This window comes from Gemmatimonadaceae bacterium, from assembly GCA_036003045.1.
Classification (GTDB): domain Bacteria; phylum Gemmatimonadota; class Gemmatimonadetes; order Gemmatimonadales; family Gemmatimonadaceae; genus JAQBQB01.
On record DASYSS010000047.1, the window covers coordinates 90,250 to 113,037 of the forward strand.

Here is a 22,788-nt window from a genome sequence, read left to right on the forward strand (position 1 = left end):
GCGCCGCTTCATGATGGGCTCGCGCCACGAGGCCGATGCCACCAGCTCTCGACCTACAAAATCTTCCCGACGCCGACGTAGTCGCGCTGGCCCAGAACGGGCGCGACGGGGCGTTTCGCGAGCTGATCCGGCGCTACGAGCGGCCAGTTTTTTCGCTCATCTACCGGATGGTGCGCGACCGCGAGCTGTCCGAGGACCTCGCTCAGGACACTTTCATCAAGGTCCTGAACCACCTCGACCGCTATCGGCCGGAATTCAAGCTGTCGAGCTGGCTCTTCAAGATCGCGAACAACGTCGCCATCGATCATCTGCGACGGCGACAGCTCGAAACGGTGAGCATCGACGGATCGCCCCACGCCTTGACCTCCGACGCCATCGAGGCGACCTCGTTCGACATCGTCGGAGATCAGGAATCGGCCCTCGACGAGCTCGAGGCTCGAGAGCTCGGGACCTCGATCGAACGCGCCATCTCGCAGCTCAGGCCAGAGTACCGGTCCTGCATAATGCTGAGACATGTCGAAGGACGTTCATACGAAGAGATCGCGGCCACACTCGATCTCCCGCTCGGCACCGTGAAGACGTATATCCACCGCGCTCGACACGAGCTCCGCCGGGCGCTCGACCACCTGCGGGAGAGCGGGTGACCCCGGTCACCGGAACCCGACGTCAGGGTTCACCCTGCCTTGATCCGACTCCTGAAACCGACGCCGCGAACCCTCCGTACTGACCCTCGGAGACTCCATGAACCACCGGCACCTCCTTCCAGACGAGATCGACCTCCTCCTCGATGACGAGGTGGGCTTCGGGGTGACCCCCCTGAGGGCCCACATTCGCGAGTGCACACAATGCCGTGCGCTGGTCGACGAAGCCCGCGTCGCCGTGGACGCCCTGGAGGCCATTCCACACTTCGCCCCGTCCCACCTTTTCGCCGATCGCGTCATGGCGCGCGTGCCCGTGTTCGTCCCGTGGCACGTCGCCGCCCGAGACGCCGCCGAACGATGGCTGCCGCAGGCCCGACGCACCCGGTTCATCGTGGCGGGACTGGCCACCTCGGTGGCGTCGCTCGTCACGATCGCGATCCTGTGGGTCGCGACCCAGACCGATGCGTTGGTGCTGGTCACCGGCGCGGCGGGCAACGAGCTTCGGAGCATGGCGATGGACGCCGGCCAGCGGGCCGTCGCGGCCATCTTCGGTGAACAGGCGCTGCGCCTCGTTCAGGGCGCCGGATCACTGGGCATTGCGGCGGCGTTGACCGTACTCGTGTTGGCGACAGCAGGGTCGGTCGCCGGATTCCGGGCGCTAGCGCTCGTTTCGAGCCGACGCCGGGCGTAGTAATGCGCCCCCTGTTTGCGATCGCCGCTCTGGCGCTTGGCAGCATGCGGGCGTCAGCGCAGGCCGGTCAGACGAAGACGAATCCGCCAGCTTCCGCAACTCCGGCCGCGGATTCCGCGGTCGCGCGTGAAGTCGCACAACGTCGAGCGCAGGGCGACGACCGCCTTCCCGACGCGAGCAGCTTCAGCATTGGCGACCGGACGATCGCGGCCGACTCGACGGTCCGCGGTACCATCGCCGTCGCGCGCGGCAACCTTGACGTGTTCGGCACGATCGACGGCGACGCGGTCGCGTTGGGCGGCAACATCCGCGTGCACAACGGGGGTCGAGTTACCGGCGACGCGTGGGCGGTTGGCGGGACGCTGTCGGTCGACGGCGGTGTCGTCGAGGGCGAACGACGCGCCGTCGCCGTCCCGAAATACACCGGACCGCGCGTGGCTCGAACGCCGCTCAGCGTTTGGCAGGCGTTCAAGCTCGCGGTTGGATGGTTCGCGGTGCTGGCGATCATCGGCATCGGCGTGATGCTCTTCGCCGACGCGAACCTCGACGGCGTCGTCGGTGAATTGGAGCGCGGCGTGGCGCGCGCGTTCTGGATCGGGCTCGCCGGGCAGTTGCTCGCGTTGCCCGGTCTGCTGATCGTCGTCGTCGGTCTCGCGATCACGGTGGTGGGACTACTGCTGGTGCCGTTCGCGATCGTCGCGTACATCGTGGCGGCCGCGGGCCTCCTCACGTTGGGATTCCTCGCCGCGGCACGTCTGCTGGGCGGAGGCCTCGCGTCCGACGACGGCACCGCGTCGCCACGCGGTGTCCATCTGCGCGCTCTGTTCCTCGGGCTGCTCGTGTATCTGGCGCTCTGGGTTGCGACCGCGCTCTTCTCGCACACCCCGGGAGTGGGTACCGTGCTGCGCGTGATCGCGGTCGCCGTGACGTGGGTGGCCGCCACGGCCGGACTCGGCGCGACGATTTCTTCACGCGCCGGAACTCACCGCGCGACTGGTCCGGCGTCGAAGTACACAGGCGACGACCTCGCCTGGCAAACTCCGACGCCGGTCACAGGCGTCGCGGCCTCTTCACGGCGTCCGGTGTCGTCGTCGACCCCTTAGCGTCGATCAGGATTCCGCGCGAAGAATGACCTTGTCGCCGCGAGAGAGGTGCAACGCTCTCGCGGCGCTGTCGTTTCGGATCGAGATCTCGATGGCACCGCCTGATCCGACGACCGCCAACGCTTCGCCGACCGCGACGTCGGCGTATGCACGGTGGAGCGGAATCGTCCGGTGTCCCACGACGACCGCCGCGACTCCCTCAGCGACGATGTTAGTGATCGCGTTTCCGAATCGATCGATCGCCACGACCTCGCCCTCGATGACGCCGCCCGGACCTCGAACCGGCTCGGGCGTACTGCAAATGATCGGCGTTTCTCGCGGCGGCGAACCCAGTGTCGTGATCGGCTCGCCACGCGCGAGCGCGGCCGCGATCGGAGCGAAGACGTCGCGTCCGTGAAAGGTCGCCGACGCGTCGCCGGGAATCCGAAGCTCGACGACGAGCGCATCCGACCGCGACAGCGCCGGCGACAGCGCGCCGTTGTCCGGTCCAACGAGATAGCGATCGTCGCTCGCCACAGCGAGGGCCGCGCGCGACGAGCCGACACCGGGATCGACGACGACCAAATGGACGGTGCCCGCCGGAAATCGGCGCCAGAAGCGCGCGACCGTGAGCCGCGCGGAGTCGACGTCGTGGCGCGGAATGTCGTGCGTGATGTCGACGAGCGTCGCGCCTGGCGCATGCGTGAGCAGCTCGGCTTTCATCTCGCCGACGTAGCCGTCGGCGGTACCGAAGTCGGTCGTGAGCGTGACGATGTGCGTCATCGTCGGACTCCCTCGGCGATCAGGTCGTCGCGGCTGCCACTCCATCGTTCACTCGCTCGGCGATTCGCCCGGCGATCGATGCGAGAGCGCGCGCGGCAGACGAGGCCGGCTCCGCGACCACGATCGGCGCGCCGCGGTCCCCGCCCTCCATCACGCGCTGATAAAGCGGAATCTGCCCGAGAAGCGGCAACTCGAGCTCCTTCGCGAGCCGCTCGCCGCCGCCGCTTCCGAAGATGGGCGACGGTTTGCCGCAGTGCGGACACTCGAACCAGCTCATGTTCTCGACGATGCCGAGGACGGGCACGGTCACGCGCTCGAACATCTTCACGCCCCGCAGCGCGTCGCCGACCGAGACTTCCTGCGGAGTCGTGACGATCACCGCGCCGGTGACTTGGGTCGCCTGTACGAGCGTGAGCTGCGCGTCGCCGGTGCCCGGCGGAAGGTCGACGATGAAATAGTCGAGCGTCCCCCACGCGACGTCGCGCAGAAACTGTGTGATGATCTTCATGATGATCGGACCGCGCCAGATCGCCGGCTGGTCGCGGTCGATCAGAAAGCCGAGGCTGATGACCTTCACGCCGTGGGCCTCGAGCGGGATGATGCGCTCCTGGATCACCATCGGCGGTTCGTTCACCCCCATCATCAGCGGGATGTTCGGTCCGTAAATGTCGGCGTCCATGAGACCGACGCGCGCTCCCTGCTGCGCGAGGGCGACGGCGAGATTCACGGCGACCGTCGATTTTCCGACGCCGCCCTTGCCGCTCGAGATGGCGATGATTTTCCCGAGATTCGGGTATGTGACCGGCGTCGGCGCTGGAACGCGCTGCTGCGCCGGGCGATCATCCATCACCGGCAGTGCTCGGCCGGCGGATTTCGCCGGGGGCGGGGGTGGAGCGGAATGATTCGCCGCCGCGACGTCCACGGTGACGTCCTCAACGCCGTCCACCTGCTCGACTGCCTGTCGAATCACGCGCGCGAGCGCGGGGTCGTCGCCCGGAGCGAGCTGCAATGTGAGCCGAACACGGCCCGTCGTCGTCGTTGCGATGTCGCGCACCGCGCCGCTCTCCATCACGTCGCGCCCCGTGCGCGGATGACGAACGCGGCCGAGGGCCTCGGCGATTCGGTGCTGTAGAGTCGCTGCCATGTCTAGAAGGTAGGGCTCTTCACGTTGCCGCGCGCGCCGACCCGTTTCCCTCGTTGGTGAGCGGTGGCAGGTAGCCCTGCGCGGCGGCGATGACGCGCGCGCGGACGTCGTCGAGGGATCCGGAGATCAACGCGCCGGCGGCCTTGGCGTGGCCGCCGCCGCCGAACTGTCGGGCGAACGCGTTGACGTCCACCTCGCCCGTGCTGCGGAATGAGACTTTCACTTTCCCGTAGCCGAGGTCGCGGAAAAAGAGCGCCATCCGCGTGCCCGCGATCGACCGCGCGTGCTCGACGATGCCGTCGAGATCCTCCTGGCGGACGCCATGCTTCTCGAGCGCCCCCCCGCGCATCGAAAGCCACGCGATGCCGTGCTCCTCGTCGACGCCCAGACTGTCGAGCACCTCGCCGAGCAGACGCACTCGGCCGGCCGGCGCCGACGCATAGATGCGCAGGTACATGTCCTCGGGCTCGACGCCGGCGTGCAACAAGTCCGCGGCGATCGCGTGGCAGCGCGGCGTCGTGTTGCTGAACCGGAATCCGCCCGTGTCGGTGAGAATCGCCGTGTAAAGCGCCTGCGCGATGTCCGGGTCGATCTCGAGGTCGAGCACGCAGGCGAGATCGTAAACCAGCTCACCGGTCGCGCACGCGGCGACGTCGGTGAAGACGATGTCGCCCGCGGGGTCGTCGGACGCGATGTGATGGTCGATGACGAGCTTCGGCACGCGCAGCTTGCGAACCGTGTCGGCGAGCATGCCCAGCCGTTTCACATCGCTGATGTCGAGCACGACGAGCACGTCGATGCCCTCGAGGGCCGACGCGCCGCGGTGCGTCATGTCGCGAACGCCGTCGCCGAGCAGAAACGAGAACAGCTCGGGCCATGGCGTGGGATTCACGATGCGAACGACGAGGCCGAGCTGGGTGAGCATGCGCGCTAGCGCAGCCTCGGAACCGCAACCGTCGCCGTCGGCGTTCATGTGCGTCGACAGCGCGACGCGCCGGCCGGGAACGAGCTCACGACGCAAGGCCTCGATCGCCGTGCGCCGCGACTCCGGAATTTTCAGGTACTCTTCGGCCGTGTGGGACACGTCGTGCGGAGCGCTCTCCCGAAAAATTGAAACGGCGCCCGGTGCCGGGCGCCGTCTCGAAAGCTAACGCGACCAAGTCGCGCCGTCAGTCGCCGGCGGCAGCCTCCATGGGCTGACTCCCGACGTGCGAGTGGGTCCTGCTGTACGTGAAATAGATGACCAAGCCGATGATCATCCAAACGATCAAGCGAAGCCAAGTGTCCGACGGAAGGCTGTACATCATGTACGCGCAGATCAGGATTCCGAGAATGGGAACGAGCGGCACCATCGGGGTCCGGAACGGGCGCGGAATGTTGGGCCGCTGATAGCGAAGCACCATGATGCCGAAGCACACGATCACGAAGGCGAGCAGCGTGCCGATCGATACCAGCTGACCGAGCAGGTCGATCGGGAAGAAACCGGCGACGAGCGCGGCCACGATACCCGTCACGATCGTCGTCACGTACGGGGTCTGGAACTTGGGATGGACCTTCCCGAACACCGCGGGAAGCAGCCCGTCGCGGCTCATCGAGAAGAAGATTCGCGGCTGCCCCATGAGCATCACGAGCACGACCGACGCAAGCCCGAGGATCGCGCCGATGTTGATGAAATAGGTAAGCCACCTGAGCGCCGGACCGGCCGCCTCGATCGCGACGAACACCGGGTGCGGCACGTTCAGATTCTTGTAGTTCGTGAGCCCCGTCATCACCAGCGCCATCAAGATGTAGAGGACGGTGCAGATGCCGAGCGACGCGAGAATGCCGATCGGCATGTCTTTCTGCGGATTCTTCGCCTCCTGGGCCGCGGTCGAAACGGCGTCGAATCCGATGTAGGCGAAGAACACGACGGCTGCGCCGCGGATGATCCCGCTGAACCCATAGTGTCCGAACTCGCCCGTGTTCGGCGGGATGAACGGATGCCAGTTCGCCGAGTTGACGTACATGAACCCGAAGCCGATCACCGCGATGACGATGGCGACCTTCACGAAGACGATGACGTTGTTGAAGCTCGCCGATTCCTTGATGCCGATGACGAGCAGCGCGGACATCAGCCCGACGAGGACGATCGCCGGCAGATTGATGATGCCCGGCTGAAGCACGGCTCCCGCGGGACACGCGCCGTTCACCGCGGCCGTCGCCGCGCCGGTCGAGTCGATGCACATCAGGTTTTTCACGATCGTGTGCGTGCCCACGATGCCGAGTGGCGCCTGCGTCCACGCCGCCGAGACGTGCATGCCCAGGTTGTCGCGCAAAAACGCGACGAAGTAGCCGGACCATCCCACCGCGACCGTCGCCGCGCCGAACAGGTACTCGAGGATCAAGTCCCAGCCGATGATCCACGCGACGAACTCGCCGAGCGTTGCGTAGCCGTACGTGTACGCGCTGCCGGCGATCGGAATCATCGACGCGAACTCCGCGTAGCAGAGGCCCGCGAAGAGGCACCCGAGTCCGGCGACGACGAATGACAGTACGATCGCGGGCCCCGCGGTCTGCGCGGCTGCCGTGCCGGTGAGCACGAAGATCCCGGCGCCGATGATCGCGCCGATGCCGAGCATCGTGAGGTTGAGGGCGCCGAGCGCACGCTTGAGCGTGACCTCTTGTCCCTCGGACGCCGCCTCCGACTGCAGCAGGCTGATGCTTTTCGTGGACCACAAGCCCATTGAAGGTCTCCCGAGGTCTGACGTAAAAGAGGCGGCACCGATGAATCGCGCCGCCGGCGAACAAACGTTCCGTCGAGCCTGCTCAGCGCCGGGTAGGAGGTGGCGCGGATCGAACTACTGTATACACTTGTCTGCGCGCAACTTGCGCCACATTAAAAGCGTTGTCAAGCAATCGGCCGCGATCCTGACACGCCTCTGACCTGCGGCCCGACAGTACTAACGTTTCGACGGAAGAACCCGCTGAGATCGGCCGCCGTTCGCCGTGCGCCACGTCTTTCCGTCGTCGCTCGTCTCGAGACGCCAGGTGTACTCGTCGCGCTTCGTGAAATCGTTGACGGTCCGGAACCAGCGCCCGTTCGTGCTCGCCGCGAGCCCGCCATACGTCCACACCACGCCGTTGATCGTCAGCGGAACCGGCGCGAGTGTGTCGCCCGGATTCGGCACGACGTAGAATACGAACGCTCCGGTCCTCGGATTTCGCGTGAAGAAGTTCATCGCGTGCTGCACGCCGGCGACGGTCGTGATCGTTTGGTCGCAGATCACGCCGTTACCCTGCGGGGTCCAATCGCAGCTCGACTTCGCCGAAACGCCTTGCGTCGCGTCGCTCTGCCACACGCCGACGATCGCCCCGAGCGGCTCGGCGCCCGGCGCGGGCTTCTGCGCCGCGAGCGGCGACGCGATCGCCAGAGCGCCGGCGACAGCTTTGGCCAATCGACGGAAGCCCGCGAGTGTGGTCACCGGTCCAGCGGTCCGCCGGTCCACCGGTCTTCCGGTCGTCACACCGAGTAGTTGGGCGCCTCGCGCGTGATCTGCACGTCGTGCGGATGCGACTCCCGCAGCCCCGCCGACGTGATGCGCACGAACTCCGTTTCCGTTCGCAGCTCGTCGACCGTGGCGCATCCGACGTAACCCATTCCGCTGCGCAGACCGCCGACCATCTGAAAAAGCACGTCCGCGACGGGCCCGCGATACGGCACGCGGCCCTCGATGCCCTCCGGCACCAACTTCCTCGGCGAGAGCTCGCCTTCCTGGAAGTACCGATCCGCGCTTCCGTCCTGCATCGCCGAAAGACTGCCCATGCCGCGCACCATCTTGAAGCGGCGCCCCTCGAGCAGGAATGACTCGCCCGGACTTTCTTCCGTCCCGGCGAGCATCGATCCCATCATCACGCACGACGCGCCGGCGGCGAGCGCTTTGACCGCGTCCCCGGAGTACTTGATGCCGCCATCTGCAATGACGGGGATATCTCCCGCCCCATCCACGGCATCGAGAACCGCCGTGAGCTGCGGTACGCCGACACCCGTCACGACGCGCGTCGTGCAGATGGATCCAGGCCCGACGCCGACTTTCACCGCATCGACTCCGCGCTCGACGAGCGCTTCGGCGGCCTCGCGTGTCGCGATGTTGCCGGCGATGAGCTGAACGTCGGGGAACGCTTCGCGCACCCGCGCCGTCGCTTCGAGCACGGCGTCGGCGTGTCCATGCGCCGTGTCGACGACGATCGCGTCGACGCCCGCGTCGATCAACGCGCGCGCTCGCGAGATGAAGTCTCCCGCCGCGCCGATCGCGGCGGCGACGCGCAACCGGCCGAACTTGTCCTTGTTGGCGTCCGGATACTGCCGCCGCTTGTGGATGTCCTTGATCGTGATGAGCCCTTTCAGAACGCCGCGCTCGTCGACGACCGGCAGCTTCTCGATCCGGTTGCGACCGAGGATCTGTTCGGCTTCATCCAGCGTGGTGCCTTCGCGCGCGGTGATCAGCCCTTCGCTCGTCATCGCCTCGCTCAGCGGCCGGTCGAGGTTGCGCTCGAACTGCAGATCACGATTGGTGATGATGCCGACGAGCTTCTCGTCGTCGTCGACGATCGGAACACCCGAGATGCGAAAACGGTGCATGAGGGCAGTCGCCTCACGCACCGTGTCGCTCGATCGCAGCGTGATCGGCTTGAGGATCATGCCGCTTTCGGACCGCTTTACGCGATCGACTTCGGAGGACTGGCGGTCGATCGACATGTTCTTGTGCAGCACGCCGATGCCGCCGGCCCTCGCCATCGCGATCGCCATGTCGGATTCGGTGACCGTGTCCATCGCCGCCGAAACGAGCGGCACGCGGAGCTCGATTCCGCGGGTGAAGCGCGACGTCACGGAAACGTCTTTGGGGTGCGTCAACGAATGGCGCGGGACGAGGAGGACGTCGTCGAACGTAAGCGCGTATTCTTCGCGCACCCGCGCGGCTGGGCCGCGACCTTGATGCTGAAGACGCGAAAGCCCGCTCCCCGAGCTATCCGAGGTCGCGGGCCGCACTGGTGGTCGAGTTCTGGTTGCCATGGTGAAAGATAGGCTCGGCCCCAAATGAATGGTAGGCCGCGGCCAGCCCTCTCCGGCGCTCTAAACTCTTCCTATCACGCGTAAACGGCGGCGAATCCGCTTGGGCAGAAAAAACGCGGCCGCCGCTAAGGCGCCTTTCAAATTGAGGTCCGCGAGATCGGCGGGATCCCCGGTCCAATGGTCGAGCACCACCTTTCGCCCCGCGTTGTTGATCAGATGCTGCAGCGCGAGCACGAGAAGAAACAGGTCGTCGATCTCGCCGAAAAATGGAATGAAGTCGGGGATGAGATCGATCGGCGAAACGATGTAGATGACCGCGCCCGCGACGAGCAGCTTGTCGAACGTGGCAACCCGCTTGTCGACGACGAGTCCGCCGAGCAGCCGGAGATACGACGGCAACTGGCGCACGTAGTAGAGCACCGTCCGCCTCGCCCCGGTTCGCGGACGCCGGACTTCGCGCTCTTCTTCCTCGTGCAACGCGCGATGTACGCGTGCCGCCGAACCGCGTCGTGTTTTCATAGCTTTTCTCCCGAACCGCCGGGGTCCTGAATGTCTCGCGCGGGTGACGACGCGGAATCGCCGGTCGCCGGCGGCGTCGGCGAGGTCGGCGTCGCTGGAGCGGAGTTCGGAGACGTCGAGCGCGCGGAATTCACCAGTTCGCTCGCCATCGTCTTTCCCGTCTCGAGCGCGCTGTTCAACGCGTTCGCCGCCCTGTTCATGAAGCCGACCGTTTCGGCGATCGTCGACGCGGAAATCCGTCCGGCGCGAAGCTGGTCCTCGATCGCTTCCGTGAATCGCGTGAACGTGCTGGCGCTTGGCGAGGCGCGCTCGGCGAACTTCGACTCCAGGAACTCGACGTAGTCGAGGACCTGGTAGCCGCGCTCGTCCGGCAGTGTTTCGAGTTTTCTCAGGATTCGGTCGCGCAGGTGCTCGTTCATGGTCTCTGAAATCGGGCGCCGCGCGTGACCCGCGTCAACCCCGTCAGCCGCGCCAGCGACTTCGAGTTCCGCGCGCGTCGATGTGCACGTACGGCGTGTTGTACCGTCCGCTGGTGTACAAGCCGAGCCCGCCCACCAAGTCGGGATGCTCGGCCTCGACCTCTTCCACGGCGCGCGCGACGAGCATTTCGTCCCGCACCGTCACGCGGCCGTCGCCGTCGGCGTCGATTGCAAGATCCGCGGCATCGCCGTACTCGTGGCGGCTGTCGGTCGCGGCGCGCCACACGCCGTCGTTATGCGCCGGGGTCCGGTAGCCGCTGTGGACGTCGAATGCGACGTCGCCCCCGGACTCTTCGGAGCCGTCCGTGTTCGCCGACGACATACGCGCGCGCTCGCCGAGCTTGGCGAGCACCAACTCGAGTTTGTCGAGCAGACGCGGATTCAGCGCCACGTACTTGGGCCACACGTTGTCCTGCTGGTCGTGCGTGAGGAAATCGCCGAGCCGCAGATGCTCGCTGACCTTGAGATCGACGTCCTCCTGGCGCACCTCGACGAAGCCCTGCGGATGGTCGTGCTGCGCGAATCGTTCGGCGACGTACGTACCGATGCGATACCCGTTGAGCATGCTGCCGACCTTTCGCGAGAACGGCACGAGCACGACGAGCGTCGGCTCGGGAAGAACCTGACGCGACGTCCCGCGTTCGATCGCGAGATGATAAAACCCCGGGCGATGCGGCGCCGTGAACCCCGGGCCGTTCAGTGCTTGCGGAAGATCGACGCCGACAGAGTCGCCTTCGCGAATCCACTCGTACGTGAGCGATTCGATGTCGCCGCCCACCTGAACGGGAAACTCGACGCGCTGTTCAGGAAGCGCGACGCGAACTCGCACTTCGTGGCTCGCACCGAATGCATTGAGCGACGCGCCGGCAGCGATCCCCTCGCCCGCGATCGCCGCGAACGGCGCGGTCGGCGCGGGAGCCGGGTTGTAGAAGGCCGCGACCCCAAGCGCCGATGCGATGATCGCCGCAAACGCGCTCACGCGCGCGCGGTCGATTCTCGTGGCGAGCTTGGCGCCGCGGCTGAGGATCATTCGCCGACCCCCATCCGCATCCCGACACCCCAATGAGCGGCGGAGCCCCGAACGTCGATGTGGGTGAACGGCCCGTGAGACCGATTTCCTGAGTAGACCCCGGCTCCGCCGACGAGCTCCGGGTGTTCCTCGCCGACGCGATCGGCCGCCCGCGCGATCACCCTCGAGTCGCGCCAGTCGACGCGGCCGTCGTGGTTGAGGTCCGACATCCGTCCACGCCCGTCGTTGTCGACGAAGACGTCGGAGGCGTCGCCGTACATATGGCGGCTTTCCGCGGCGCGGCCGGCCGTCGAGCCGCCGTTCGCATTGTACCAGGGAGTCCGGAAGCCGCTCATCACGGACATGTGCTTCACGGGCACGCCTTCACGCTGAAGCTCCTGCCACACCAGCTCCAGCTTGTCGATCAACTTGTCGTTGAGCACCAGGTACTTCGGCCAGACGTCCGCCTGGTCATGCGTAATGAAGTCGCCGAGCTTGAAGTGCTCCGAGACCGGCGTGTCCATGTTCGCCTGCGTGACTTCGATGAACCCGTTGGGGTTGGCGTACGCAGGCGATTTGACCGCGTGTTTCTCCGCGGGCCAGAAACCGAGGCGATACGAGCCGAGCTTCATGCCATGCTTCTCGGCGAACGGGTGCATCGTGATGAACGCAAAGGGACGCGCGAGAGGCGCGACGGGATACATCCCGGGGCGCAAGAGGCTCGAATCGCCGAACAGCGCGGCGAACGCCGGCACGGCGGGCGTCTTTGTACTCGGGGAGACGAAACGGGCGAAAAGGCTCCCGCTGAGCCCGCGGAGGGCGTCCGCGAAGCGCGCGATCGCCGAGGCGGCTGTCTGCGTCGAGTCGCCGGGGCCATGGGCCGTCCGCGCGCGGTTGGCCGCGAGCCGGGTTTCGAGGGTAGAACGCGCGTCCAAACGGCCCGGGCCCGCTGCGGCGAAGGTAATGCTCAGCGTGGCGCCCAGCGCGATGATCGTCGCGGCAGAGCGAATTCGGTTCGACATCGGCGAATTTTTTGGCTGACCGGCGGCGTGGTGGGAACTCACAGCGCCTTGACGGCCCCATCATAAGCTGTCCGTTGCAAATGCAACAGATGGGACTTCTTGCTCAACTTATTTGTAATCATTCCGTTCCACCGCGCGAACAGCGCGCAATAGATTTCGGGCTCGTCGTTTCCACCCTTGTTCCCACGAACCGTGCCCAGCAGTAAGCCCGTTGCTTTGATTGTGCTCGATGGATGGGGATACCGCCGCGAGCGCGATGGCAATGCCATCGCCCTGGCCGAGACGCCGACATGGGACCGGCTCATCGACCAATACCCATGGACGCTGCTGGAGGCGTCCGGTCGCGCGGTCGGACTTCCTGAAGGACAAATGGGGAATAGCGAGGTCGGCCATTTGAACCTCGGCGCCGGCCGCGTCGTGTCACAAGATCTGGTTCGGATCGGCGAGTCGATTCGCGACGGGTCATTCTTCGAGAATCGCGCGTTTCTCGGCGCCTGCGACAACGCGGTCCGAACCGGCGGCACCGTTCACCTGGTCGGTCTGATCGGCAACGGGGGCGTCCACGCGCTGGACGCGCATCTCGTGGCGCTCGTGGAGCTCTGCGCGCGGCGGCGTGTTCCCCCCGCCCGAGTCGCCATCCACGCGCTGTTGGACGGGCGCGATACGATGCCTCGTTCGTCGCTCGGCTTCATGCGAGGGTTGCTTGGAAAGGTGGCAGGGCGGGCGTCCGTCGCCAGCCTGGGCGGCCGCTACTTCGGGATGGACCGCGACAAGCGCTGGGACCGTACGGAGAAATGGTACCGATCCGCCGTGCAGGGTGTCGGTCCTACCGGTGCCGATCCACTTCGCGTGATCAGCGAGGCCTATGAGCGCGGCGAGACGGACGAGTTCATCACGCCGACCGTGATCGTCCACGACGGCGAGCCCGTCGCGCCGATGCGCGACGGCGACTCGGTCATCTGCTTCAACTTTCGCGCGGATCGCATGCGCCAGATCGTACGCGCGCTGACCGATCCATCGTTCGACGCGTTCGACGTGAGCGGACGCCCCTCGGTGCACGTCGCCACGATGACGTCGTACGATCGGACGTTCGACGTTCCGGTGGCGTTCCCGCCTCAGTCGATGGCGAACATCGTCGGCGAAGTGGTGTCCAAAGCCGGCATGCGGATGTTCCGCACCGCCGAGACCGAGAAGTACGCCCACGTGACATACTTCTTCAACGGCGGCGTCGAGGCCCCTTTTCCGTGTGAGGATCGGCTGCTCGTCCCGAGTCAGAAGGTCGCGACCTACGATTTGATGCCCGAGATGAGCGCGCCGGGTGTCACGGACGTGCTCTGCAATGCGATCGAAGAGCGCAACCACGAGTTCATTCTTTGCAACTACGCGAACGGCGACATGGTCGGACACACGGGTTCGCTCCCGGCAACGATCAGAGCTGTCGAAACGGTCGACGCGTGCCTCGCGCGCGTGATGAAGGCGGCCGAATCGAGCGGGACGCGGTTGCTCATCACCGCGGATCACGGCAACTGTGAGCTCATGATCGATCCTGAAACCGGCGGTCCGCATACGGCCCACACCACCAGCCCAGTGCCATTTCTCATCGTCGATCACGAACGAAAGTCGCCGCCCCCGCTGCGCCCCGGGGGCGCTCTGTGCGACGTCGGTCCAACTCTCCTCACTCTGCTCGGACTCGAGCAGCCGTCCGAGATGACGGGAGTCGACCTTCGGCAGGGAGCCAACGACCAATGAACGGAAAGCGAACGTCGATCTATGCCGTCGTGTTCGGAGCGCTGCTCGCCGGCGCCGGCCAACTGAGGGCGCAACCAGGTGGAGGACGCGTTGGCTCTCTGCCGTCGAACAGCCCATACGTCGACCTCCCGTTTTCACAGGAGCTGACGTTCTTCGGCGGGATGTATCACGCGCATCGCGACATCGCCGACGTCGGGCCGCAAAGCGGTCCGATTGCGGGCGTCAGCTACGCCTGGCGGGCCGGCGGACCAGCGCACATCACCGGCGAGGTCGCGTACATCTCGTCGGATCGTAACCTGATCAATCCGCTGAAAGCTGGGCTCGCGCGCAACCTCGGAACGACGACGCGCCCACTCTACACGGCGGACGTCGGACTTGGCCTCAGTCTCACGGGAGAGAAAAGTTGGCACCATCTCGTTCCTATGGTTGGCGGTGGCGTGGGCTTGATTTCGGATCTCCGCTCGCAGCCCGACTCCGGCGGCTTCGCGTTCGGAACGCGATTCACGTTCAACGGCAGCGTCGGGATCCGTTACGTACCCGGCGGCAAGTGGCAGATCCGAGGAGACCTGAAGGACCGCTTCTACACGATCTCGTATCCGCAGACCTATTTCACGGCGCCGGCGGGCGGAACGGCCGTGGTCACGACGCACGCCGAACGGTCCTACTGGTTGAGTAACCCCGCCTTCACGCTGGGCCTGTCGTACTTGTTCTGATCCGGCTCAACGCGTGCCGACCTTCCTCACTCGTCGCGTCACCTTCGCCGCCGCGCATCGCTACCGGCGGCCCGATTGGTCGGAAGAGGAGAACGCGCGCGTCTTCGGTCTCTGCTCGCGTGAGAACTACCACGGACACAGCTACGTCTGCGAGGTCACTGTGACCGGCGACGTCGATCCGAAAACCGGAATGCTGATGGACCTCGGCTTGCTGGACCGCGTGCTCGACGCCGAAGTGCGGTCGCGTTTCGATCACCGCAACGTGAATCTGGACGTGCCCGAGTTTGCCGACGGGAAGCGGATCCCGACCGGGGAGGAGCTGGCGCGATTCATCCACGATCGGGTGCAGTCGGCGCTCGGGTCGGTGCGCGTCGTCGAAGTATCGATCGCCGAAGATCGAACGCTCCGGGCGAGCTACCGGCCCGACTAGCGTGTCTCGCCCGGCCGACGCGCGTCGTGGAGTCACGGGCGCCATCGTCGCCGGCGGGGCGAACGAGCGGTTCGGCGGTGAATCGAAGGGGCTGCGGCGGGTGGGCGCTGTGCGCATCATCGACCGCGTCGCGGCCGCGATTCGCGCTGTGACACCCCAGATCGTTCTCGTCGCGAATTCACGCGAAGCGGAGGCGTGGCTGGACGGCGTTCCCGTCCGTCGCGACGTTCGCTCGGAACGCGGCAGCGTCGTCGGGCTCCATACCGCGATCGCGTCGGTACCCGAGGGCGATATCGCACTCGTCGCCGCTTGGGACATGCCGTTCGTGAGCGCCGCGTTGCTTTCGCTGCTCGTGACTCGCGTGCGGGAGGGCGCGTCGGCGGCGATCCCGGAGAGCCCGGACGGCCCCGAGCCGTTCTGCGCCGCGTACACGAGCGCGTGTCTGTCACACATCGAGCAGGCGATCGCTCGCGGCGATTTCCGACTATCGAGCGTCGTGACCGCGCTGCCCAACGTCTCGCGGATCGGCGAGACCGACGTTCGGCGGTTCGGCGACCCGGGGCGGCTCTTCTTCAACGTGAACACCCCCGCCGATCTCGAGGAAGCCGAGCGAATGGCGGCGACGGCGTGACGCGTCGGCTCGCCAGCGCGCGTCGCGAACTGGTATTGTTCAACGACGCCCCCCAACCCCTCGGAACCACACGCCCCCGGGAGCCTTTGCGTTGACGCCCTCCTCTGCCCGCTTGCGCGGCGCCGCCGTGCTCGTTGCCGCGACACTCGCCTGCCGACCGTCGACCGCGGTATCACCGGCTTCGATCAGCTTCGGCCGAGACGCCGGACTTCGCCGGTACATCGACTCGCTCACCGACGCGCCCGAGTTCTCGAACGCGCATTGGGGAATCCTCATCGTCGACCCGGAGTCGGGCGACACACTCTACTCGCGCAACGCGGGCAAGCTCTTCATGCCTGCGTCGAACATGAAGATTCTCACGAGCTCGACTGCGTTGACGCAGTTGGGCCCAGACTATCGCTACCGCACATCGTTTCTTGCCCGCGGCACGATCGCCGACGGCACGCTGACCGGCGACGTGCTCGTCGTCGGCCGGGGCGATCCGTCGGTGAGCGACCACATGATGCACGACGCGATGATCCCGCTGCGCACGATCGCCGATTCGATCGCCGCGCGCGGCATCCGTCACATCACTGGCCGAGTCGTCCCGTACGGCGACGCGTTCCCGGGCGAGGTGCTCGGCTACGGCTGGACGTACGACGACTTCGAGGATTCCTACTCGGCGCCGATCGACGAACTGCTCTTCAATGAAGGGTTCAGCGTGCTGCACGTGCGGGGAGGCGACGCGCCGGGCGCGCCGGTGAGCGTCGACGTGAGCCCGGCGCGCTCGGTGCCGCGCGTGCGAAACATGGCCGTGACGGTCGCCGCGAGCACCGACACCGTTCGCGCACGGCGCCGGCGCACGCTACGCGCGGTGAAGGACAGCACGACCTGGGACGTCATCCTCCAGGGACAGATCGGCGTCCGCGACACGGCGACGATCGAGGTCACGCACCACGATCCCGACGCGGCGTACGTCGCCGCGGTCGGCGAAGCGCTCGCGTCGAAGGGAATCACGATCGATCAAGGGTGGGCGGACACGACGGCGCGCGTCGACACCCTCGCGACACTCACATCGCCGCCGCTCAGCGAGATTCTCAAGGCGCTCATGAAGCCGTCGCAAAACCAGATCGCCGAGATGCTGTTTCGCACCGTGGCGATCGGGAAGCCGGCCGACAGCGCGCGCGCGACCGTCGCACGTCAGATCGCGTCGTGGGGAGTTGCCGTCCCGTCGGAGGCGATCGTCCGCGACGGCAGCGGCTTGGCTCGTTACGACTACATCTCCCCGCGCACTGTCGTGAGAATTCTCGACGCCATGCGCAAAGCACCGAGCTTTCAAGCCTTCTACGACGCCCTGCCCATCGGCGGCGTGGACGGCACGATCCGCAATCGCATGAAGGGCACACCGGCCGAAAACAACGTACGCGCCAAGACCGGCTCCGTGGCGCAATCACGATCGCTGTCCGGTTACGTGACCACGGCCGACCGCCATATGCTGATCTTCAGCTTCTTGTCGAACAACTGGACGGTGCCGGTGAGGTCGGTCGAGGTGGTGCAAGACTCGATCGCCGCGCGGCTCGCCGGCATGCGGCTGCGCTAGCGATCGTGGCGTTCAGCGTTCAGGAGGCGAGCGGGCGAATCCTCGCCGCGATCCACCCGCTCGGCACCGAGACCATTCGTCTGCGCGACGCGCTCGGCCGCGTCCTCGCGAACGACGCGCGCTCGCCGATCGAACATCCGCCGTGGGACAATTCGTCGATGGACGGCTACGCCGTTCACGCGGCGGATGCCGCGAACGCGAGCAAGTCATCGCCCGTCGTCCTGCCCGTCGCCGAAACGGTTCGCGCCGGCCAGCGCCCCTCCGCGCCGCTTCGAGCCGGGACCGCCGTGCGCGTGATGACCGGCGCACCCGTTCCCGACGGCACCGACACGGTGATTCGCGTCGAGGACACGGACGGCGGCGAGACGCGCGTCGAGATCCGCGACGCGCGCGACGCCGGCCGGAACGTGCGTCCGCGCGGCGAAGACTTGAAAGTGGGCGACGTCGCGGTGGCGGGGGGCCGCGTGGTTGGCCCGGCGCAGCTCGGCGTGCTGGCGTCGATCGGATGCGCGATGGTCGACGTGTTTCGCCGTCCGCGCGTCGCGGTTCTCACCTCGGGCGACGAGCTCGTCGACGTCGACCAGTTCGACCTCGTCAGGCGCGGCGACCGCATCGTGTCGTCGAACGGATACACGACGACCGCGGCGGCGATGGTCGTCGGAGCCGAGGTCGTCGACCTCGGCATCGTCCCCGACGATCCGGCGGTCTACGCCGAGCGTCTGTCGCGAGCGCTGGAATCCGATCTCGTCATCACGACCGGCGGCGTGTCGGTCGGCGCGTTCGACTTCACGAAAGACGTCGTTCGCTCGCTCGGCGCGGACCTTCAGCTGTGGCGCGTGTTGATGCGGCCCGGCGCGCCGCTCGGGTTCGGAACGCTTCGCGGGGTGCCCTGGCTCGGACTCCCCGGCAATCCGGTCTCGGCGATGGTGACGTTCGAGATCTTCGCGCGACCAGTGATCCGGCGGCTTCACGGCGAGAAGGACATCTTTCCTCACCCGATCGCGGTGCGCGTGCGGGACGACGTCGCCATAGGCGCGCCGCTCACGCACTTCATGCGAGTCGTCGTGACGTGGGAGGACGGCGTCGCGTGGGCTCGACTGACCGGACCTCAGGGGTCGGGATTGTTGACTTCGATGTCGCGCGCCAACGCGCTGCTCGTCGTGCCTCCCGACCGGCCGCTCGTGCGCGCGGGTGAAACGGCAAGGGCGATCCTTCTCGGCGACGGCGCGCTGTCGTCGGCGTCGTTCGCGCTCTGAGCGACGTGTCGCCGCTGACAGGCGAGGTGGACCAGCTTCAGGCGTCGCTCGAGCGTCGCTTTCGCGTAATGGAAACTCGCGTCGAAATCGGTGCACGTTCGTTCGTGATGCGGCATCCCGCGAGCGCCGAGGAGCTGATCAGCGACGAGGATTTCGAGCGCGACGAGCGGCTGCCGTACTGGGCCGACATCTGGCCCTCGGCGCGCGTGCTCGCGACGCGGCTTCTCGAGGAGAAGGGCGCGGGGCGATCGCTCGTCGAACTGGGATGCGGCGCCGGGCTCGCGTCCGCGGCGGCGACGGTCGCCGGCTTCGACGTCACGGCGACGGACTATTACGACGATGCGCTGCGGTTCGCACGAGTGAATGCGAATCGAAACGCCGGACGGGACATCACGACGCGTCTTTTCGATTGGCGGGACATCCCGGCCGACATCGGTCGGTTCGACTGCGTCGTTGCGTCGGACGTGCTGTACGAGCGCGCGTACGGGACGCTCGTGGCGCAAACGCTCGCGACGCTCCTCGCGCCCGACGGGTTGGCGTTGATCGCTGATCCGGGCCGCATCGCGCGCGACGATTTTCTACGCGCGTTGGGGCCGCTCGGCCTCGCGACGGCGCGGCGCGAGGATGTGGGCTTTGAGGAGGGCGCGATTCGACAGACCATTACGCTGTTCCGCATCGAGCCTTCGACGTACGCGATCACCCCGTAGGCGCGACCTCGAACACCAGCAGGTCGATCGGCTCGGTCACGGGCTGCGGATCAACCGCGGCCGCGTGCCTTCTCACTCGCTCCAAGCCCGCCTCGAGCTCGGCAGCGCTCACGCGCGCGAGGACGGAGTCGCCGCCGGCCGCAAGCTTCTCCGCGTAGACGGCCCATGTCGGTGCAATGGTTTGCGTGACGAGCTCTGACGATACGAGGCGGAACCCGGCACCCTCGAACGTGTCACGGATCTCGGAAACACTCGGCAGCACCTCCTCGTGCAACGCGCGCGTTACCGGGATGAACGGGATGTACGCGTAGGAATCGATCTGTTCCCGGGTCCCCGCCCTTACGACCAATACGCCGCCGTCGCTCAACACGCGCCGACATTCGCGCGCGACGAGCGGTCGGTCGGAAAAGTGGTGGAAGGTCATCGACGTGAAGACCATGTCCACCGACTTCGCCTCGAGCGGAATCGCTTCCGCGCGCCCCTCCTGATAGTGCACGCGCGGCTCGTGCGGTTTGCCGCGCGCGACCGACAGCATCTTCTGCGACGGGTCGACTCCGACGACCTCGACGTCGAATCGAGTCGCGAGCGCCTGCGAGAATCGTCCGGTGCCGCAGCCGAGATCGAGGATGCGGCGGATCGGCCGGCCGTGAACGCGCGATTCGATCGTCGACATCCACAGCGCGAGCGCCTCGGGGCCGTGGTCGCGCGCGCGGTCGTAGCCTTCGGGGATGGTAGTTCCGTCGTAGTCGACCACGCTATCCCGCGGCGAGTCGCTCGGCCACGACTTCGGCGATGTCGACGACGGGTACGCTCGAATCGGCCGCCTTCACACCGTCGCTCATCATCGTCATGCAGAACGGGCATGCCACGGCGATGCGGTCGGGCTCGAGCGACAACAGCTCCTCGGTGCGCTCGACGTTGATTCGTTTGCCGGTTCGCTCTTCCATGAACATGCGGCCGCCGCCCGCACCGCAGCACAATCCTCGATCGCGCGTGCGCTTCGGCTCCACGAGCTCGACGACCGGCAGCGCGCGGCGCAGCGTCTCGCGCGGCGCGTCATAGATGTCGTTGTAGCGGCCGAGATAGCAGGAGTCGTGGTAGGCGACGGTGAGACGCTTGCCGTTCTCCGACTCGAGCGGCACGCGGTGCTCCGACAGCAGCCGCTCGATGTACGTCGAGTGGTGGATGACGTCGTAGTTGCCGCCCAGCTGCGGGAACTCGTTGCCGATCTGGTGGAAACAGTGCGGACAACTGGTCACGATCGTCTGCACGTGATAGCGGTCGAGCGTCTCGATCGTGTCCTTGGCGAGCATCTGGTAGAGGTATTCATTGCCCATGCGCCGGGCGGGGTCGCCGTGGCAGTGCTCTTCCTGACCAAGGATCGCGAAGCTGATGTTGCACGCATCGAGAATTCTCGCGAACGCCACGGTGATCTTCTTCGCGCGGTCGTCGAACGACCCCATACAGCCGACCCAAAACAACACGTCCGGACGCTCACCCCGCTCGGCCATCTCGGCCATCGTGCGGACGTTCATCCCGCGTGCCCACTCGGCGCGGTCGGCGGGGTTGAACGCCCACGGCGACCCGTTGCGCTCGAGCGACTCGAAGGCCGGCTGGATCTCTTCCGGGAAGCGCGACTCGGAAAGTACGAGATTCCGCCGTAATTCATTTATGATCTCGAGCTGGTCGATCGACACCGGGCATTCCTCGACGCAAGCGCGGCAGCTCGTGCACGCCCACAGCTCCTCTTCCGTGATGTAGCCGTCGAGGAGACGATCCTGGCCGGTGTGGCCGGCTTCCGCCGCCGCAACCGCCGCGGTCTCGTGCGCGAGCGCGGGCCCCTTGAACGCCATCCAGTCGCCCGTGGCGGCCGGGCCCATCTCCATCAGACGCTGCCGCGTGTTGATGACGATCTTCCGCGGACTGAGCGGCTTGCCCGTGATATTGGCCGGACACGCCGCCGTGCAGCGGCCGCATTCGGTGCACGAGTATCCGTCGAGAAGGTTTTTCCACGACAACTGCTCGACGTCCGCCGCGCCGAACTGCGCGTTCTCGGCCTCGAGGTCCATCGGCTTCATCGCGCCGCGCGTGCCCGGACCGCTCGTGTTCGACAGATACACGTTGATCAGCGACGTCACGACGTGGAGGTGCTTCGAGTACGGCAAATAGTTCAGGAAAGTCAGGATCAACACGACGTGCGCCCACCAGAACCCCATCGCCAATGCGGCCGGGTTGCTCACCGACGATCCGATCACCCCCGCGAGCCCGCGCGACACGACCTTCTCCGGCCCGATCGTGCCCCCGCCGGGCAACGCGAGATAGTTGCAGGCGTTCGCGAGCAGCAGCGTCACCATCAGCCCGCCGATGAGACTCAGGATGATGAGCGCGTCGGTGTGCTCGAGCTTGTCCCCCTCGAGGCGCTTCGGATGGAGCACCAGGCGGCGGTAGAACGCGAACGCGACGGCGGCGATGACGAGCGCCGCGAAGGCATCCTGCGAAAACGAATAGAGGAGATAGACCGGCTTCGGCAGAATCAGACCGTACGAGAATCCGCCGAACACACCTTGGATCATGATCTCCACGGTGCCCGCCGTGAGCACGACGAAGCCCCAGAAGATCGTCGCGTGCATGAGCCCCGCCGGCTCCTCGCGGAAGATCTTGCTCTGCGCGATGCCGATCGAGATCAGGTTCCTGATCCGCGTGCGCGGATCGTTGGTGCGGTCTTCCGGAAGGCCGAGCCGCGCGTAGCGAACGAGACGCTGGACGTTGAGCGCGAACAACCCCGCGCTCAACGTGAACACGACCAGGAAAATCGCGATCGAGGCCGACATCAGTGGCCGGCTTTCGCCTCGCGCACCGCCTTCGTCAGCGCGGGCACAACCTCGAGCACGTCGCCGACGATGCCGTAGTCGGCCACGTTGAAGATCGGCGCCTCGCGGTCCTTGTTGATGGCGACGATCGTCTTCGACGTGCGCATGCCGGCGAGGTGCTGGATCGCGCCGGAGATTCCGACCGCGACGTAGAGACGCGGGCTCACCTGCCGCCCCGTCTGTCCGATCTGGTCGCTGTGCGGGCGCCATCCATCGTCTGTCACCGCGCGCGTGGCGCCGACGGCCGCGTTGCCGAACGCCGCGGCAAGGTCCTCGACGAGCTTGAAGTTCTCCGCCGACTTGAGCCCCCGTCCGCCGGAGATGATGATCGGCGCGTCGCCGAGGTCGATTTTGCCCGACGCGCCTTCGGCGATCTCCTTGACCTTGATCTTCGACGCAGCCGGGTCGGCGCCGAGCGCGACCGACTCGGAGC

23 protein-coding genes are annotated in these 22,788 nt (G+C 66.5%); 10 read left to right on the forward strand and 13 right to left on the reverse strand.

The window, feature by feature from the left end; genetic code table 11:
• Positions 1-35: 35 nt before the first annotated feature.
• The 3 genes from VGQ44_12275 to VGQ44_12285 all read left to right on the forward strand — a co-directional run bounded on the left by VGQ44_12275 (position 36) and on the right by VGQ44_12285 (position 2,435).
• Positions 36-644, forward strand: a complete 609-nt coding sequence (locus VGQ44_12275; protein ID HEV8447595.1) for a sigma-70 family RNA polymerase sigma factor — start codon at positions 36-38, stop codon at positions 642-644.
• Between the two features lie 97 nt (positions 645-741).
• Positions 742-1,332, forward strand: a complete 591-nt coding sequence (locus tag VGQ44_12280) for a hypothetical protein (GenBank protein ID HEV8447596.1) — start codon at positions 742-744, stop codon at positions 1,330-1,332.
• Between the two features lie 2 nt (positions 1,333-1,334).
• Positions 1,335-2,435 carry a polymer-forming cytoskeletal protein gene (locus tag VGQ44_12285; GenBank protein ID HEV8447597.1) on the forward strand — a complete coding sequence of 367 codons (1,101 nt, stop codon included), beginning with the start codon at positions 1,335-1,337 and terminating at the stop codon, positions 2,433-2,435.
• Positions 2,436-2,441: 6 nt separating this feature from the next.
• Here VGQ44_12285 and VGQ44_12290 read toward each other — a convergent pair whose 3' ends face one another.
• From VGQ44_12290 to VGQ44_12335, 10 genes are all read right to left on the reverse strand, one after another.
• Entirely contained in the window at positions 2,442-3,197 is a 756-nt protein-coding gene (locus VGQ44_12290; protein HEV8447598.1) for an SAM-dependent chlorinase/fluorinase, read from the reverse strand.
• A gap of 19 nt (positions 3,198-3,216) precedes the next feature.
• Entirely contained in the window at positions 3,217-4,341 is a 1,125-nt protein-coding gene (locus VGQ44_12295; GenBank protein HEV8447599.1) for an Mrp/NBP35 family ATP-binding protein, read from the reverse strand.
• Between the two features lie 19 nt (positions 4,342-4,360).
• Positions 4,361-5,425 carry a DHH family phosphoesterase gene (locus tag VGQ44_12300; GenBank protein HEV8447600.1) on the reverse strand — a complete coding sequence of 355 codons (1,065 nt, stop codon included), beginning with the start codon at positions 5,423-5,425 and terminating at the stop codon, positions 4,361-4,363.
• Between the two features lie 85 nt (positions 5,426-5,510).
• Positions 5,511-7,064: an amino acid permease gene (locus tag VGQ44_12305; protein HEV8447601.1), complete on the reverse strand. Its 1,554-nt coding sequence runs from the start codon at positions 7,062-7,064 to the stop codon at positions 5,511-5,513.
• Between the two features lie 216 nt (positions 7,065-7,280).
• Entirely contained in the window at positions 7,281-7,802 is a 522-nt protein-coding gene (locus VGQ44_12310; protein HEV8447602.1) for a hypothetical protein, read from the reverse strand.
• Between the two features lie 38 nt (positions 7,803-7,840).
• The gene (gene guaB / locus VGQ44_12315; protein ID HEV8447603.1) at positions 7,841-9,289 is read right to left on the reverse strand and encodes an IMP dehydrogenase; all 1,449 of its coding nucleotides are present in this window, start codon (positions 9,287-9,289) and stop codon (positions 7,841-7,843) included.
• A 162-nt stretch (positions 9,290-9,451) separates the two neighbouring features.
• Positions 9,452-9,910, reverse strand: a complete 459-nt coding sequence (locus VGQ44_12320) for a YkvA family protein (protein ID HEV8447604.1) — start codon at positions 9,908-9,910, stop codon at positions 9,452-9,454.
• The gene (locus tag VGQ44_12325; protein HEV8447605.1) at positions 9,907-10,329 is read right to left on the reverse strand and encodes a hypothetical protein; all 423 of its coding nucleotides are present in this window, start codon (positions 10,327-10,329) and stop codon (positions 9,907-9,909) included. The genes VGQ44_12320 and VGQ44_12325 overlap by 4 nt, the downstream gene beginning before the upstream one ends.
• A 43-nt stretch (positions 10,330-10,372) precedes the next feature.
• The gene (locus tag VGQ44_12330) at positions 10,373-11,419 is read right to left on the reverse strand and encodes a hypothetical protein (protein HEV8447606.1); all 1,047 of its coding nucleotides are present in this window, start codon (positions 11,417-11,419) and stop codon (positions 10,373-10,375) included.
• The gene (locus VGQ44_12335; GenBank protein ID HEV8447607.1) at positions 11,416-12,420 is read right to left on the reverse strand and encodes a hypothetical protein; all 1,005 of its coding nucleotides are present in this window, start codon (positions 12,418-12,420) and stop codon (positions 11,416-11,418) included. The genes VGQ44_12330 and VGQ44_12335 overlap by 4 nt, the downstream gene beginning before the upstream one ends.
• 192 nt (positions 12,421-12,612) lie before the next feature.
• Here VGQ44_12335 and gpmI point away from each other — a divergent pair, with 192 nt between their 5' ends.
• From gpmI to VGQ44_12370, 7 genes are all read left to right on the forward strand, one after another.
• Positions 12,613-14,169, forward strand: a complete 1,557-nt coding sequence (gene gpmI / locus VGQ44_12340) for a 2,3-bisphosphoglycerate-independent phosphoglycerate mutase (GenBank protein ID HEV8447608.1) — start codon at positions 12,613-12,615, stop codon at positions 14,167-14,169.
• Complete coding sequence (locus tag VGQ44_12345) at positions 14,166-14,882, forward strand: hypothetical protein (GenBank protein HEV8447609.1); 717 nt, start codon at positions 14,166-14,168, stop codon at positions 14,880-14,882. Before gpmI ends, VGQ44_12345 begins: the two co-directional genes overlap by 4 nt.
• A 13-nt stretch (positions 14,883-14,895) precedes the next feature.
• The gene (locus VGQ44_12350) at positions 14,896-15,312 is read left to right on the forward strand and encodes a 6-carboxytetrahydropterin synthase (GenBank protein HEV8447610.1); all 417 of its coding nucleotides are present in this window, start codon (positions 14,896-14,898) and stop codon (positions 15,310-15,312) included.
• Between the two features lies 1 nt (position 15,313).
• Complete coding sequence (locus VGQ44_12355) at positions 15,314-15,943, forward strand: molybdenum cofactor guanylyltransferase (GenBank protein HEV8447611.1); 630 nt, start codon at positions 15,314-15,316, stop codon at positions 15,941-15,943.
• 91 nt (positions 15,944-16,034) lie between these two features.
• Positions 16,035-17,522, forward strand: a complete 1,488-nt coding sequence (gene dacB, locus VGQ44_12360; GenBank protein HEV8447612.1) for a D-alanyl-D-alanine carboxypeptidase/D-alanyl-D-alanine-endopeptidase — start codon at positions 16,035-16,037, stop codon at positions 17,520-17,522.
• A 5-nt stretch (positions 17,523-17,527) separates the two neighbouring features.
• Positions 17,528-18,778 carry a gephyrin-like molybdotransferase Glp gene (gene glp / locus VGQ44_12365; protein ID HEV8447613.1) on the forward strand — a complete coding sequence of 417 codons (1,251 nt, stop codon included), beginning with the start codon at positions 17,528-17,530 and terminating at the stop codon, positions 18,776-18,778.
• A gap of 5 nt (positions 18,779-18,783) precedes the next feature.
• Positions 18,784-19,485: a class I SAM-dependent methyltransferase gene (locus VGQ44_12370; protein ID HEV8447614.1), complete on the forward strand. Its 702-nt coding sequence runs from the start codon at positions 18,784-18,786 to the stop codon at positions 19,483-19,485.
• Here the strand turns inward: VGQ44_12370 and VGQ44_12375 are convergent.
• The 3 genes from VGQ44_12375 to VGQ44_12385 all read right to left on the reverse strand — a co-directional run.
• A complete protein-coding gene (locus tag VGQ44_12375; protein ID HEV8447615.1) occupies positions 19,475-20,239 on the reverse strand; it encodes a methyltransferase domain-containing protein in 765 nt (254 codons plus the stop codon). The genes VGQ44_12370 and VGQ44_12375 overlap by 11 nt on opposite strands.
• Before the next feature lies 1 nt (position 20,240).
• Positions 20,241-22,316: a heterodisulfide reductase-related iron-sulfur binding cluster gene (locus VGQ44_12380; GenBank protein ID HEV8447616.1), complete on the reverse strand. Its 2,076-nt coding sequence runs from the start codon at positions 22,314-22,316 to the stop codon at positions 20,241-20,243.
• The coding region (locus VGQ44_12385; protein HEV8447617.1) for an electron transfer flavoprotein subunit alpha/FixB family protein at positions 22,316-22,788 on the reverse strand (473 nt) is incomplete at its 5' end. The genes VGQ44_12380 and VGQ44_12385, both read right to left, overlap by 1 nt.

Coding starts and splice junctions, on each gene's coding strand:
- VGQ44_12380 (HEV8447616.1), bottom strand. CDS start 22,316: ATGTCGGCCTCGATCGCGATTTTCCTGGTCGTGTTCACGTTGAGCGCG.
- VGQ44_12330 (HEV8447606.1), bottom strand. CDS start 11,419: ATGATCCTCAGCCGCGGCGCCAAGCTCGCCACGAGAATCGACCGCGCG.
- VGQ44_12295 (HEV8447599.1), bottom strand. CDS start 4,341: ATGGCAGCGACTCTACAGCACCGAATCGCCGAGGCCCTCGGCCGCGTT.
- VGQ44_12280 (HEV8447596.1), top strand. CDS start 742: ATGAACCACCGGCACCTCCTTCCAGACGAGATCGACCTCCTCCTCGAT.
- VGQ44_12335 (HEV8447607.1), bottom strand. CDS start 12,420: ATGTCGAACCGAATTCGCTCTGCCGCGACGATCATCGCGCTGGGCGCC.
- VGQ44_12345 (HEV8447609.1), top strand. CDS start 14,166: ATGAACGGAAAGCGAACGTCGATCTATGCCGTCGTGTTCGGAGCGCTG.
- VGQ44_12320 (HEV8447604.1), bottom strand. CDS start 9,910: ATGAAAACACGACGCGGTTCGGCGGCACGCGTACATCGCGCGTTGCAC.
- VGQ44_12290 (HEV8447598.1), bottom strand. CDS start 3,197: ATGACGCACATCGTCACGCTCACGACCGACTTCGGTACCGCCGACGGC.
- VGQ44_12305 (HEV8447601.1), bottom strand. CDS start 7,064: ATGGGCTTGTGGTCCACGAAAAGCATCAGCCTGCTGCAGTCGGAGGCG.
- VGQ44_12275 (HEV8447595.1), top strand. CDS start 36: ATGCCACCAGCTCTCGACCTACAAAATCTTCCCGACGCCGACGTAGTC.
- VGQ44_12325 (HEV8447605.1), bottom strand. CDS start 10,329: ATGAACGAGCACCTGCGCGACCGAATCCTGAGAAAACTCGAAACACTG.
- VGQ44_12285 (HEV8447597.1), top strand. CDS start 1,335: ATGCGCCCCCTGTTTGCGATCGCCGCTCTGGCGCTTGGCAGCATGCGG.